This window comes from Scytonema sp. UIC 10036 (assembly GCF_009725235.1).
In genome coordinates, this window is record NZ_WJFC01000001.1 from 16,272 (window position 1) to 30,506 (window position 14,235).

The 14,235-nt window shown below is 40.8% G+C and carries 11 protein-coding genes, 1 tRNA gene and 1 pseudogene; 7 read left to right on the plus strand and 6 right to left on the minus strand.

Annotated elements, in window-relative coordinates; all coding sequences use genetic code 11:
- Window positions 1-86: 86 nt before the first annotated feature.
- Window positions 87-1,736 (minus strand): metallophosphoesterase family protein, encoded by a 1,650-nt coding sequence (locus F7734_RS00080; protein WP_155742754.1) that lies wholly within the window; start codon window positions 1,734-1,736, stop codon window positions 87-89.
- A gap of 537 nt (window positions 1,737-2,273) precedes the next feature.
- Here F7734_RS00080 and F7734_RS00085 point away from each other — a divergent pair.
- From F7734_RS00085 to F7734_RS00115, 7 genes and pseudogenes are all read left to right on the plus strand, one after another.
- Window positions 2,274-2,993, plus strand: coding sequence for a response regulator transcription factor (locus F7734_RS00085; RefSeq protein ID WP_155742756.1), 720 nt, complete (start codon window positions 2,274-2,276; stop codon window positions 2,991-2,993).
- 211 nt (window positions 2,994-3,204) lie between these two features.
- Complete coding sequence (locus tag F7734_RS00090; RefSeq protein WP_155742758.1) at window positions 3,205-4,704, plus strand: FAD-dependent oxidoreductase; 1,500 nt, start codon at window positions 3,205-3,207, stop codon at window positions 4,702-4,704.
- A gap of 398 nt (window positions 4,705-5,102) precedes the next feature.
- Window positions 5,103-5,510 (plus strand): hypothetical protein, encoded by a 408-nt coding sequence (locus tag F7734_RS00095; protein WP_155742760.1) that lies wholly within the window; start codon window positions 5,103-5,105, stop codon window positions 5,508-5,510.
- 484 nt (window positions 5,511-5,994) lie between these two features.
- A complete protein-coding gene (locus F7734_RS00100; protein ID WP_038082116.1) occupies window positions 5,995-6,177 on the plus strand; it encodes a CsbD family protein in 183 nt (60 codons plus the stop codon).
- Window positions 6,178-6,595: 418 nt separating this feature from the next.
- Window positions 6,596-7,315 carry a response regulator transcription factor gene (locus F7734_RS00105; protein WP_155742762.1) on the plus strand — a complete coding sequence of 240 codons (720 nt, stop codon included), beginning with the start codon at window positions 6,596-6,598 and terminating at the stop codon, window positions 7,313-7,315.
- Between the two features lie 307 nt (window positions 7,316-7,622).
- A pseudogene (locus tag F7734_RS00110) lies at window positions 7,623-8,492 on the plus strand (IS5 family transposase).
- A gap of 50 nt (window positions 8,493-8,542) precedes the next feature.
- Window positions 8,543-8,707 (plus strand): hypothetical protein, encoded by a 165-nt coding sequence (locus tag F7734_RS00115; protein ID WP_155742764.1) that lies wholly within the window; start codon window positions 8,543-8,545, stop codon window positions 8,705-8,707.
- 609 nt (window positions 8,708-9,316) lie between these two features.
- Here F7734_RS00115 and F7734_RS00120 read toward each other — a convergent pair.
- From F7734_RS00120 to F7734_RS00140, 5 genes are all read right to left on the minus strand, one after another.
- Window positions 9,317-9,466, minus strand: coding sequence for a hypothetical protein (locus F7734_RS00120; RefSeq protein ID WP_155742766.1), 150 nt, complete (start codon window positions 9,464-9,466; stop codon window positions 9,317-9,319).
- A gap of 651 nt (window positions 9,467-10,117) precedes the next feature.
- On the minus strand, window positions 10,118-10,933 hold the full coding sequence (locus tag F7734_RS00125) for a DUF3854 domain-containing protein (protein ID WP_279239632.1): 816 nt from the start codon (window positions 10,931-10,933) through the stop codon (window positions 10,118-10,120).
- Window positions 10,934-11,126: 193 nt separating this feature from the next.
- Window positions 11,127-11,975: a phage integrase SAM-like domain-containing protein gene (locus tag F7734_RS00130; RefSeq protein WP_166481648.1), complete on the minus strand. Its 849-nt coding sequence runs from the start codon at window positions 11,973-11,975 to the stop codon at window positions 11,127-11,129.
- Window positions 11,976-12,045: 70 nt separating this feature from the next.
- Window positions 12,046-12,119, minus strand: a tRNA-Pro gene (locus tag F7734_RS00135).
- 267 nt (window positions 12,120-12,386) lie between these two features.
- Entirely contained in the window at window positions 12,387-13,628 is a 1,242-nt protein-coding gene (locus tag F7734_RS00140) for a hypothetical protein (protein WP_155742769.1), read from the minus strand.
- Window positions 13,629-14,235: the final 607 nt, after the last annotated feature.

Genomic DNA, 14,235 nt, shown 5'->3' on the forward strand with positions numbered 1-14,235 from the left:
CGGAGCCTCTGTTAAGGCATTCCCAGGCTCCGCCTGGGAACGAGAGAACGAGAGAGGCTGGGAACGAGAGAGGGTTTAAGTACTGGTTATAACTGCGATTTCTTTAACTCAAATTCATCAAACTTAATGACCTCAGAATCTGGCTTGCGTGTATCAAACAAGTAACTGCTGACTGTACCCGTACCCGTATCAAAGATGCTGAAAACAGTAAAGTCATTGCTTGCAATATATGGTATGGAATTACTATCTTCTCCCAGCAATGGATGAATTGTTGGTAATACGGGTTCTAAACTATATGGATCTCCAAGTTCAACATAATCCTCTTGATAACCCACGGGGACTTCTCGCTTGTTATCACCCCACGCCGCACCGTATGAATTACCAACATTTGATGTTTCGATAAAATGCATTCCACTGGAACTAACAAAACGGTTCCACAAATGGGAATGCCCGTAAAATACTAACTGTACCCCAGCTGCTTCTAGTAAAGGCATGACATCGCGAATCAGGTAGTCTGCGTCTTTAGGGTATTCGTAACGCACTGCTTTGATGTTACCGAATGTATCGCGTTCTATAATTTGCACTGGATCGGTATATGCTGGCACCACGTTACCACCAAGCGAATGAGGCGGATGGTGCAACATCACCACTTTGTACTTTGCTTGCTGAAATTCGGGGCTATTCAATTCTTGTACCAGCCAATTGTACTGCGTACTACCTTTTGCGATCGCCTCATAAATATGCTGTCCATAACCCCAATTCTCTGGGTTGTTTAAATCTTGTTCGCTTTCCTTGTATCTACCTCTGGCATTTGCATCTAAGTGATAAGTGCGCCACATATTTGTGGCATACAACACCACCAATCTCACATCACTCAAGCTAACTGCGTAGTAAGTTTTTCCTCCTTCTGGACTTTGCGGTAGGGTAAAAAGTTCTTCGTAAGTATCGGTATTAAAAGAATTATTTTTCAGTGAGTCTGTTCCATATAAATTTTGAGCAATTGAGCGAGGAATTGTTTTATCGAATTCCGTGTTTAAACTTTCATACCCAAAGCGCCCCATAATCTCGTGATTGCCAATGCAAGTAAACATTGGGGCGTGTTGAACGATCTCACCTCCGGTATAAAATGTTGTAGTTCCGTTTTTACTCATGTCAAACTTGGCACGACCTTGCAAACAAGGAAAGAACGCACCACCACGATTATCATCAAACCATTCGGAAGCGCGATCTGGAATATTTGCTAAATCACCAGCAAACCAAACTGCATCCACTTGCCCAACAGTTTCTACAACTTTCTGTAAATTTGCTGCTACCATAGGTTTGACTTGATGGTCAGAAGTCAGCAGAATTTTTAGAGGCGTTCCTGGCCTTGAGGTGGGTGCTAGGGTAAACACATTGCTACTAATGCTTTCACCATCTTCCCTGACACTTGTTACCCGGTAAGAAACCCGTGTGTTAGGAGTTAAATTCGTTACTTCTGCCTCATGACGCCAAATATGTCGCACGACAGGAGATTGGTAAATTTGTCCATCCTGTGATTGGTTTCCAACACGTGAATATTGGTCCTCGCGTACCCGGCTGAGTTTGGTAGTTTTAGCAATCGCAGTATCAGCCAGATTCTTACCATAAGCAACTGTATGCCCAAAACCAGCAAATTCAGTAAACCACACAACTCGTACCGAACTTTCGGTTGGGAGTTGCAGGAAAGGATCGCTCAGCAATTGTGGTGGTGACATTATTTTTTCCTAAATAAACCCACGTTAAACAGGTTAATCTATCTTGGAAATGGGGAGTAGGGAGTGGGGAGTAGGGAGTAGGGAAGACCCCCCTTTCATCCTCCTTGGTAAGCTACGGTGTACACACAAGTTGGATTACCCCCTTAATCCCCCCTTATCAAGGGGGGGAAACTAGATTTCTTGTTCCCAAACCAATCCATCGGGAGGGCTAGGGTGGGGTAATTTCGACTTGTGTGTACACCGTAGCTTGGCAAGGGGGGACACAGGGGGGTCATTTTTAGTATATCTTTTGGCATAAAAACATTATTCAATGTAGATAGGGAGATTTTATCGCAGGGCTGAATTGGAAGATACATCTAAACTTTCTCACGAATGAGCCTAGCTGCGTCAAGCGGACAAACTGTTGCTTTTAGAGACAGTGCCTCGGAGAGATAGACTGAAATGGTTTTAGCCTTTTAAAATGCTTTTACTATCACTCGATAAATACAAAAGAGTTGATTTGTGCATCTCGTTACTTAAAAGAATTGAGGCTTTACCATGAATGCAATTCGTGTTGTTTTAATTGAAGACCACGAGCTAACTCGGATCGGTATAGTAGCTGCTTTGAAGCAACAAAATGGAATTGAGGTGATTGGTGAAGCCAAGGATGCAAGATCGGGTCTAAAGCTTCTGAAATCAACAAAACCAGATGTTGCTATTGTCGATGTGGATCTGCCTGATATAAGTGGCATTGAGTTGATCCAGGACTTCAACAATTCTGAGGAAGCAAGCGAGTTACCTGAAACCAAAATTTTGATTATGACAATGCAGGATAATGAGGATACCGTGCTAGCTGCTTTTGCGGCTGGGGCAGATTCTTATTATATGAAAGATGGCAGCATTGATAAACTGGCTGATGCATTGCGGTCAACGTATGAAGGCAATTCTTGGATCGATCCGACCATTGCCCGTATTATCTTGCAATATAGTAATAAAACTTACGCAGAAGCTCAATCAAGTTCTGGAAATACAACAGTTTCTATCAATGGTTTATCAGCTGAGGAAAGTCAGACTATTCCAAGCTATCCCTTAACAGCTCGCGAATTAGATGTCCTTAAGCTCATTGTAGATGGATGTAGTAATGCAGACATTGCTGAAAAACTTTACATTACTGTAGGCACTGTCAAAACTCACGTCCGTAACCTTCTAAACAAGCTTTGTGTGAGCGATCGCACTCAAGTTGCTGTTCTTGCTTTGCGAGCAGGATTGGTTAGATAAGAATTGTGGGTGTTAGTTGTTAGCTGTTGGTTGTTAGTTGTTAGTTGTTAGTCGTTGATTCTAATAACTGCCAACCACTATCCACTAAGAACTAACCACTATCCACTATCCACTAACAACTAACCACTATCCACTAACAACTATCCACTATCCACTAACAACTATCCACTATCCACTAACAACTAACAACTAACAATTAACCCTAAAAAATATGCAGAAAATACTGGGAAAAAATATCTCCTATTGGATAGATTCAACACCTGAAAATAAGTTTTCTTCACTTGTTAATACTGTAACAGTAGATGTTGCAATTGTTGGAGCAGGCATCGCTGGAATCACTGCTGCTACATTATTAAAACGAGCTGGAAAAACAGTTGCTCTGATTGACTCGGATCGTATTGCAGCAGGTGTAAGCGGTCATACAACCGCTAAAGTTACCTCGCTTCATCAATTAGTTTATGCAGAGCTAATCGAGAAATTCGGTGAAGAAAAAGCAAGAATTTACGCACAGTCAAATCAAGCAGCATTAGAACGTGTTGCTGCTTTTGTTGAAGAAGAACAAATAGATTGTGACTTCAGTCGTCAAAGTGCTTATTCTTTTACAGAATCTCAAGACCAACTCAACAAAATTGAGAAAGAGGTAGAAGCTGCACTCAAATTAGGGCTTCCTGCTTCTTATGTACGGCAAACTTCCTTACCTTTTCCTATTGCTGGTGCAATTAAATTTGACAACCAAGCACAGTTTCACTCACGTAAATATTTACTGCACCTTGCTAAAGGCATTACAGGCAATGGTAGCTATGTATTTGAGAACACGCGAGTGCAAAGGGTTGAAGAAGATAATCCCTGTCAAGTCATCACCAATAGGGGAACTGTTCAAGCGCAGGATGTTATTATCACTACAAATCTGCCAATCTTAGACCAAGGCTTGTTTTTCGCCAAAACTTATCCCAAGCGTTCTTACATTATTGGTGCGCGGATTGAGGCATCCAAAGCACCAAAAGGAATGTATATTGGCATTGGTGAAACATATTACTCCATTCGTACCACTCCCTATCAAGATGGTTTACTCCTTCTTATTGGCGGTGGAGGTCATAAAGTCGGTACAGTTACTAACACGGAAGAAAAGTACCTCGATTTGGAAGCATTTGCACGTTCTCGCTTTGGGATTGATTCTTTTGAGTATCGTTGGTCAACCCAAGATGCTGTTTCCTTCGATCGCTTGCCTTACATTGGTAAATTGACTCCACTCAACAACCATATTTACGTAGCCACTGGTTTTAGCCTCTGGGGGATGACAAAGGGAACGTTATCTGGGATGCTACTTGCAGACAAGATATTAGGTATAGATAATCCTTGGGCTGAACTTTACGATGCAACCCGTGCGACTCCGTTTGTGAGTGTGGAAGGGATTAAGCAGAATTTTGATGTGGGCGTTCATTGGATAGGCGATCGTATTAAAGGAATTGGTGATTCTTTCGTTGACGTTGCCAATGGTGAAGGAAAAATAGTCACTGTTGATGGCAAAAAGGTAGCAGCTTACAGAGATGAACGAGGAGAAATTCATGCAGTCTCTGCTGTATGTCCTCATTTAGGTTGTGTTGTAGCCTGGAACAGTGCTGAGAAAAGTTGGGATTGCCCCTGTCATGGTTCCCGTTTCAACTCTGACGGAACAATACTGCACGGACCAACGGTAAAAGATTTAAAGTAACCAACCAGTGACCAGTGACCACTGACCAGTGACCAGCGATCGGTTGATGCTTACTCAACACTTGTCGGTTAAGCTTAAAAATACGAAAACACGTAGGTTGGGTTGAGGAACGAAACCCAACCAGTATCTGTAAATGTTGGGTTGAGGAACGAAACCTACAATTTCCTCAGCTGGTTACTGAATTTTTAAGCAGCTATATTTGACATTGAGAACTTAATAAAATTTAATAAATAGTAAGAAAAAATACATCATGGGATAGAAAAAAGTTAAGTTTCTTTAATGGCTAACACTTCTCAAGATTTTAAGTTTCACGTCTTTAGATACTAGATTTCAAGTAACAAAAGATTTAGTTTATTTATTATAAATGTTGAAGCAAAAATTTCGTGAGGACATAATATATGACTACTGAAAAGAATAACAAAGTTGCAGATAGCTCTCAACGAGTTGAGATGGATACATACGATAGAGGTATCGTACCTGCTGAAACCGCAGCTCGCAAAGAAAGAGAGGGAGAACTATACAAAACACTTCCTAACGAACAGAGAGAAGCAAGCGCACCTACTGACGATCAAACACATTCTGATAGCACACATACAACAGATGGCTATACAGTAGACAGAGAAGGTTTGCTAAATAATTACGCAGTAGAACCGGAAATGTACTATGAAGTTCCTGGTGATGCGAGACAAGAAGCCGCAGACGATACCACTCATCGTGCGGCAGAACTTAAAGAAGTCAATGAAGATAAAGAAGGTCAGTTAACAATTGATGATGACAAACGAGGCAGAGGTCCGGGAGTTGTTTAATCTTTTTGTTTAAATTTTTCGGTTACATAGGTACTGTGAGATGATTGGGCTGTTGTCCCAATCATCATTTTTTTTTAAGTTATTGTCACTTTCACCCTCGTTCCTAGGCTCCGCCTGGGAATGCCTTCCTTAGAGCCTCCGCCTCCTATATTTAGATTTGTAAGTAATAAAATTCCACACATACAGGAGTTTATTTGATTATGTGTAAACAATCCGAGCATTAATAAATACTATCTACCTAAAGCTAGAAATATACTAATCTTAAGAAAGAGCAACTTTACTAAGTATATCTATCTAACAACCAGAATTTTCAATCTTATAGATGAGCTAAAAAACTTAAACAATCTGTAGTACGGACAAAATTTTTTTGTTTAAAAACAACTTAGGATAGACTTACAAACAAATATTTTTAACATAAGATACGTACAGATAGGACATAATCCACTAACAAATTTGAGCAAGAAATCAAAAGTAAGGAGGCCATATGAGTATCGAGAATAGAATAGAAGCAACTGCTAAAAATATAGAAGGGAAAATTCAAGAAGTTGTGGGTGAAATCACAGGTAACCCCAACGACAAAGCTGAAGGCAAAGCAAAGCAGGCTGAAGCTCAAGTTCGCCACAGCGTAGAAAACTTGAAAGATGATGTTAAGAGAGCTATCGACTAACTAAAATCACATGGATTCGTATATAGCAGTGTTTGCTGAGAAAATCGGTAAGCACTGTTTTTTTATTTATAAGAAGCAGGTTTGTAAATTCTTAAAATTATTCACGAAAAATTCTACGTAGTGTAAGTAGGGCTGATCTTACCATTTTGGACAAGTTGCCAAAAACGCCATTAAGAACTATAATTGTGTTTTTTCGAGAGGTGTGATTGGAAGAGGTAGTTAATTAGTAACGATCGCTGCTCTATCAAAAACAGGGTCTGTGGCATAGTTAGAAATAATTTATCATCCCACGCCCCATATCCCATGCCCATTTTCAGTCATTTTTCTGGCTTGGGGAGGATGAAGTTTGTTGACATCTTTCTTTTTGTATAAAATCCCTATTAGAATATCCATGTATAATGGGTAGAGGTGATTGGCTATGAGTGAAATCAAGGTCGTCGTTATTGAAGACCACAACCTTACCCGGATAGGTTTACGGGCTGCTTTACAAACTCAGGCAGAAATGAAGATTGTTGGTGAGGCTTCCAATGCAAGGGAAGGGCTACAGCTTTTGAAAACCTTGCATCCAGATGTTGCCACCATAGACATTGGTCTGCCTGATATGGATGGAATTGAACTGACACGTCAGTTTAGGCAATATCAAGCTCAGACACAAGACTATGCAACAAAACTGCTGATTCTCACAATGCAAAATAGTGACGAAGCTGTTTTGGCAGCTTTTGCCGCAGGAGCAGATTCTTACTGTATGAAGGATATTGCCACAGAAAAACTGGTAGAGGCAGTAAAAACAATTCATACAGGTAGTTCTTGGATTGACCCGGCAATTGCAGATATTATATTGCAACAAATACGTCACGATTTTCCCGATCGCAATGGAGGAATAACGGGCAAACGAGTCATGATTAATGCTGTAGACCCAGAAGTTGAGAAGACACTGGAAACTTATCCACTGACCGAACGGGAAATGGATGTTTTGGAGTTGATTGTTTCTGGATGCGACAATGCAGAAATTGCCCAAAAGCTTCATCTGACAATTGGGACTGTAAAAACCCATGTCAGAAGTATTTTGAGCAAACTCTGTGTAGCTGACCGTACTCAGGCTGCGGTCCGTGCTTTACGTGCGGGTTTGGTACAATAAAATATAGCCAGAATTGGTGAGGTTACTTATTTGCGTTCGGATAAGTACACTACCCCAAACACGTAGGTAATCTTAAGGTAAAGTTGAGCGCGGTAGCAAACCTAAGTTTCTGCTGCAAGAAGGTACATTTAAGCAAGGACCCTCTCTCTACTATGGTCTTTTCTATGTTTGTACCTCACTTAATTAAAATCCACAATAAGCTTCTAGATTAAAGTTAGAGGATGTTTGAAAAGTCGGCAATTGAGTAAAAAAAGCTCTCAGGGCGTAAGCTGTTAATAAGTAAAGACAACAGCACCACTGAGAGTCTATGAGTAAATTGTACTCCACCAACCTCACTCAAGAGCAATGGGAACTTATCGAACCTTTGATTCCACCTTCCTTACCTGGTGGTCGCCCAAGAGAAGCGGATATCTGGGAGGTGCTTAACGCTATTTTTTATGTTTTGTGCGAAGGGTGTCGATGGCGTGCGTTACCTGGCGACTTTCCCAACTGGCAAACAGTTTATACCTATTTTCGTAATTGGCGTCTTGATGGAACCTGGGTAAAAATACACGACAAACTGCGGGAATGGACTAGGGTTGATAATGAGCGTGAGCCAAGCCCATCTGAAGCTATCGTAGACAGCCAAAGTGTTAAAAGTGCAGCGATGGTGAGTCAAGAAGTTGGTTATGATGCGGGTAAAAAAGTTAAGGGACGCAAGCGATTTCTAACAGTAGATACTTTAGGCTTAGTACTACGAGTATTAATTACTGCAGCTAGTGTGGGCGAACGCGTTCGCGTTAGCGTGCCGAAGGCATAGGTGGTAAAAGGGTACTTAACAAGGTCAAGCAAATGGAACCTTCTGTGTCGAGACTTCATACAATCTTTGTTGATGCTGGTTTTGACGGCAATCCATTTATGCAGTGGGTAATGGATTTCTGCCGTTGGATTGTGCTGGAGCTTAGCGACCAAAAGAATGTAGAGAGTTTGTATTGTTACCTAAACGTTGGGTTGTTGAGCGAACGTTGGGCTGGCTAACTTGGTGAGCCAGCGCGTTGCGGGGGTTCCCCCCGTTGTAGCGACTGGCGAACCCGAAGGGTGCCGGAGGTTAAACAAAGACTACGAGCTACTCCCTGAAACCGCAGAGACATTTGTATATATCGCCATGATTCGGATTATGGTGAGGCGATTGGCATAAAATTTTACGCAACCAAACTTTTCAAACATCCTCTTAGAGGAAGGTCTGAATTGTATGATGAGCCAAAGAAAAGAATAAGCGTTGCGGTCACTCCTACTGGGGAACGACTGCTCAAAATCAAAGCTAAGTCTCTAGGAATTAGCGTGTCGGAGTATGTGGAGAGGATAGCCAGAGATACACTGTTTGAAGAAGAGGGAAACTTTCAAGCGGCATAGACTTAAACGAACTCCCAGAAGTTGATGCCGCAAATATACCTGCAAATGAAATATTAAATTTTATAGTACGTAAATTAGCTGAATTAGATAAAAAGATAGACGCAATCGCTTCCCAACTAAAACAATAAAACTAGCAACTCCCAGTAGGATACATACTACTCTTACTGGGATTGTTACTTTGCTTAAGATGCAGATGGTTAATGGTTTGTCCAACACAGCGACCACCATTACTTTCCTAATTATTTAAAAAACTTATCTTATACTTGTTATATTATTGCGTTATCTTATTGTATCAACCTGTGTTGATTAAGTACTTAACTGAGAATACAGCGATCGCAGTCTGATACAGTATGCTTGTTTACTTATTCTATGTATTATAGTGTTAAGCGCTTAACAATGAATCGCTTTATTTTGAAAACTGAGTTTTCACTTTTTTTGTATTTGTGTTATTCTGTATTCATCACCCACAGATAAGATAATCCAAGATATGACAAAACAACCGTCTGTGTAAATGCGGTAACATGGTTGTACTATAAATTGGTTAAGAAAGACCAAGAGTTATTCGCAGTAACTCTTGGTCGGTAGTCTCGGATGATAAAAAAGTCGGGCTTAAATTTTGCCCAAAACCATCAACACTAATAACGTTAGTGTTGTTATTTGAGATGCTGTTGTCAGAACCAAGCAAAGGATGACAACAAACATCCAAAAAGCGCTGCGAGATTTAAGAACTCGTAGCAAGACCTTAATTAGGTCAATCATATGGAACCTCCAAAGGGTTTTTAGTAACTTGTGAGTATATACGCTCTCATCTAAACTAACAAGGTGAGAGCGAGCGACTGTTGTTCGTATGCTTAAAATTGAGCGTATAGCTAAGATTCTACCACAGTGATGTTTAAATTGCTTAGTTATTTTTAAACTCACTACAACTTAATACTGTCAGCACCAAAACGCATAATTTCCACTGATTTACAGTTATTTGACTCCGTCATGCGGAAGCAGTATAAATACTCATAAAACACTCCTCTCAGGATGAGCTACAACACCTGTAAAATCATTTGTCCTTGTGCGAGTATGTTTTAGCAAAGAACGTGTCTTCTAGCCATATTAGAGAAGAGATAAGTCTGTTTTAAGCTAGATCAGCGATGTTTGAGAAGGTATTTTGCTTGAAAAACATCTGGTCAAACTGCCACCTACAGAATAAGCTGGATGAAGAACAGATAGTTGCAGCACAAGCATTTAAGCAACACCGAATGCTTACTGGAGTTTAGACTAATCAACCCATGAGCGGAAAGCTAGAGGCACGAATCTACGTTGTTTGAGGTTGCTTCTGGACTAGTTTGCCGATTTATCTTTGGTTTTGGTGCAGAAGCAGTTCTGCCCAAACCCTTCAATAATTCCTGCAATCTCCTCTTATGAAGGATGGCTTTTACCGTAAGCGTAACTTTCACAAGCTTTTTGAGGATTGCTTAATGGACTGAGGCAGAGAAATTGGCTCCAATTTAGTCTAAACTCCAGTTTCTGAACTATGTCATCGGTAGTGTGCGACCAATAACCCGATCCGGTATACTGGTAGTAGGCATCCTTGATTACAGTCCAATCACCTTGCCCATCTTCAAACAGCGATCGCAGTATCGTATCATCTGGAGTGGTTGTTACAATTTCGGGGTCAACTGCTTGCTTCTCAGGTTCGTTGGTGTTCGTATTGATACCTTTTAAAATAACTTGATTAGCTTTCATTTGTCTCTCTCTTAATTCTCTTTGTCTTACTTCTTTTGTTTTCAGTTCAAATTTCTTAACTGCTCTTTTTTCCCAAGTTTCGATCTTTTCCGCTTGGTCGAATATGTCGCAGAATTTACCCATGCCATTTTGCTGGATGAAGTCATCAATCCCTTTGCCCTGAGATTCATGCCAAAATCCAGAAATGTTGTATATCCTTTTACAGCCGTAGTCTCTCATAGCTTCTATAAGAACTAGCTGTGCCTGATTAACACCTTTCTTTCGTGCTGTATCAGCATCAAAACCGATGACAAATCCAAAGTCAGCATCAATGAGCTTTTTCAATAGTGGTACGAGAACTCGTTCCTTGGTTCCTCCTTCGGAACCAAGCAGACCTTGTTCGACACCTAATAGTGCTAAACATGGGATGCCGATCATCCAACTATGTATAGCTTTGAACATCCCTTCAGTAACTAGGATGAAAGGGTGTCCGTCTATTTTTCTACACAATTCTTTTAGGGAATCTAAATCTTCTAAGAGGTTATGAATATATGGGTTGTTGGGAAAGACCGCATCGTATTCGTTTTGACCTTTAGCTGATGAATATTTCCTCTCTCTTCCATCATCAAAAACTGGTGGCTTGTCAAACCGGAATTGACCTATCCCATTCGCTCCTTGCAGCCAAACACCACCACAAAAAACTTTATAATTTAAAAGCTCTGTTGCTTCTTCTGATGTTATGCTGCGGCAGTTTGCGATCGCCCCTAGCTAAACTGGAACCAATCCAAATGCTGCTAAAATCCTCATGAACATCTGACCATCTCAATCCAGATGCTTCACTTACCCTGACACCCGTTAACATACGAAACGTAACGTAACTCAGATAATGATTGTAGTATTCGTGGGATTCAAAAGCAGCTAATATCTTTGACAACTCTTGTTTAGAAAAAGGTTTAGGCTGCTGTCTTGGGGGTATTTTAATTCGATTGGGTAGGTCTGCCCAAGGATTGGTTGTCAGTAGGTTTTCTTTAATTGCCCAATTCCAACAAGCACGTAACAGAACAACCCGTTCTTTGAGGGTAATAGGCTCAAGTTTCGGCTTCAACCACTCAATAAAAGCTTCCGCATCTTTAGGAGCGATCGCACTGGCTAATGTATTTTGGAAGTACGTCTTTAAATAAGTTGTCAAAGAATAATATTTCTCCAGGCTGCGACGGTATAGATACCTGGATTTGTGGTCTGTAAATTGGTCGAAGAGACTGACTACAGACAAAGATGGTTTTACATCTATTTCTTGTTTAACTTTCTTTTCTTTTTTACTTTGATCGGAAGACTTATACTTAGCTAACGTCGGGTCAAAATTATCACAAGCTATATCTAGTTCGATCCGAGAGGCTAACTTAAGTGCAGCCTTACCGCTAATTTCATTATTGGGGAGTCCAGGGTAGAGACAGTACCTCTCTCTTTCATGAGTCCACCGTAAACGAATACGGTTTTTAAACACCTCTACACAGACAGAACCCTTTTGACACTTCTCTTTTAACACTTCCATCTTTGTACCTAAGGTATACCTTCTGTATCTTAGGTAAAGAACAAAAGTGATAAGTAATTAGCTTCTCCAATCGGAGCGGCGGGATTCGAACCCACGACCTCCACTACCCCAAAGTGGCGCGCTACCAAGCTGCGCTACGCCCCGTAGTCAACCTCTCAATAATAGCAATCAAGATTGAGAAAATCAAGAGGTCAGTCTAAAAAATCTTGAGCGTCCCAGTTACTTGCAGTAAACTCCAGTTGACTTACTCCTCTGATTTAAATAATACAAAATTACTCTAGCACGATCACCAGATATGCGAAGATTTTTCAGTGTTGCTTGCGGTAAAGGCAAGGTAGATGACCCTATAAAGTACTTTGCTGGAAAAGAAAATCAAGACTTGGGTGTAGTTAAAAGTGCTACATCACCCTGTTACAGGTATTGATTTAGCTGGTTGTAGCTTAAGGTTAGATTGCCATTATCAAATACAAATTGTTCAAAATTAGTGGCGATCGCGGTTATCCCATCTCGCTCAAACGTCACCCTATTGTTATTAGCACCCAAACGGATATTAAAGTCATCTATCTTGTAGCCCAGGCTGAGTGTATCGAAACCTGTACCACCATCTATTTTCGCGTCACCAAAACCTTGAACAAAGTCTTGTCCATCACCCATATTGATGTTGACGCCACCACCAAAACTGGAGGCTTCTAGTCTATCGGCTCCAGTACCCATATTAACAATGCCGCCAAAGATGCCGTAAGATTCGCCGCCGCTAGCCTTGGCAATGATAATATCTTGTCCATCTCCAGTACGAATCATACCTTTGGAGTTGTCAATGGCGATCGCTATGTCCTTAGCCTCGGCAAAAGCATCGGCAACAGACCGAGCCAAAGCTTGTTGTTCTCGAGGGGCACTGCTTAAAGTAGAAACAGCAGCATGTGACAAGGTTGCAGCACGAGAAGTAGCTGTAGCAGAGATCGTATCTGCACCCGTACCTGTAGTAATTGTGCCATCTTTATTATTAATACCTCTGGCTGTGATGGTTGCGCTAGCTAAACTTTGAGCAATTGCTCCAGCGAAAGCTGTTAGATGAGGAGAAACAGGAGCTTTGGCAACAGCCTCGACGATAGCTGAGGCATCTGCTGTAGCTATAGCAACTGCTGCAACAGAACCGTTGGTATCACCATAAATACCATCACTACCCATACCGTTGTTAATTTTACCACCGGAGTTGTCAATACCATCGGCAGTAACCTTAACGTTAATGGAGGCAAAAGCCTGACTAATAACACTAGTGTCAGCAGTCTTAGCAATAGCTATGGCTTGAGATACTGTTTCTGCTGTAGCCCAGATGTTAGCTGTTGCAGTACCTTTTACTATATCGGCTCCTATTCCTGTATTGATAACCCCTTTGTTGTTAATACCGTTTGCCGCAACATTAGCCCTCGCACTAAATGCGTTAGAGGCAATAACAGAGTTAAAGTCTTGCGCTCCTACACCCACAAGGACTCCAAAACCAAAGTCACCATTTATAGAATCAGTACCAATGATTTTATCAGCACCTCTACCTGTATTTACAATGGATGATTTGGGGTTGAAGATCGGCGTCCCCGGATCGATGACATTCGATCTCTGATTAAAGTTGACTGTACCTAAGTTCAAGCGTGCCATAAATAGTCCATCAATACAACAGTTATTTTTGTCCAAAACCTTGATTCTTTCGCAGACCACCCTCCTCAATTAAGTTAAGTAGTCAAACAAAATTAATCACACAAAATTCAACTGAAACTTTCGTTCAGTCTGGAACCTAATGTGTAAATATTTCTGTTAGATTACTTAGCTTTTTATCATTTCGGCTCCAAAAATTTCTCTACACAGGGTAATCGCACTACCTGATTAAATACATTCGGCTTTTAACCCTATGGCAGAGATCGTTTGAACTGGCTTTTGTATTAAAGCCTACAATGTTGCATAGCTACACCCCGCTACCTGACTTTTTCTCTCAGTAAAAATTACATCCCATCTGTCTGTTACATTACCAGGTAGATACAAACTCCCATTGGCTAGACGGCTGGGATTTTATTTTAGGGCTTATATCTTAGTACAGCCCAATATAAGTGAGGTACGGAATTAGCTGTTTGGATGAACTTTGTCCGGAGTCATCAAAATTTTGATTTTTGACCCCTTTTTACAGTGACGCGTCCTTACAATGATAATAGACTTAATTTTGTCTAAAGTTGCAGTTTTACAAGAAGTTCATAATAGTTTTTATATTCTT

Coding starts and splice junctions, on each gene's coding strand:
- F7734_RS00140 (WP_155742769.1), bottom strand. CDS start 13,628: ATGGCACGCTTGAACTTAGGTACAGTCAACTTTAATCAGAGATCGAAT.
- F7734_RS00130 (WP_166481648.1), bottom strand. CDS start 11,975: ATGGAAGTGTTAAAAGAGAAGTGTCAAAAGGGTTCTGTCTGTGTAGAG.
- F7734_RS00095 (WP_155742760.1), top strand. CDS start 5,103: ATGACTACTGAAAAGAATAACAAAGTTGCAGATAGCTCTCAACGAGTT.
- F7734_RS00090 (WP_155742758.1), top strand. CDS start 3,205: ATGCAGAAAATACTGGGAAAAAATATCTCCTATTGGATAGATTCAACA.
- F7734_RS00120 (WP_155742766.1), bottom strand. CDS start 9,466: ATGATTGACCTAATTAAGGTCTTGCTACGAGTTCTTAAATCTCGCAGC.
- F7734_RS00085 (WP_155742756.1), top strand. CDS start 2,274: ATGAATGCAATTCGTGTTGTTTTAATTGAAGACCACGAGCTAACTCGG.
- F7734_RS00100 (WP_038082116.1), top strand. CDS start 5,995: ATGAGTATCGAGAATAGAATAGAAGCAACTGCTAAAAATATAGAAGGG.
- F7734_RS00105 (WP_155742762.1), top strand. CDS start 6,596: ATGAGTGAAATCAAGGTCGTCGTTATTGAAGACCACAACCTTACCCGG.
- F7734_RS00080 (WP_155742754.1), bottom strand. CDS start 1,736: ATGTCACCACCACAATTGCTGAGCGATCCTTTCCTGCAACTCCCAACC.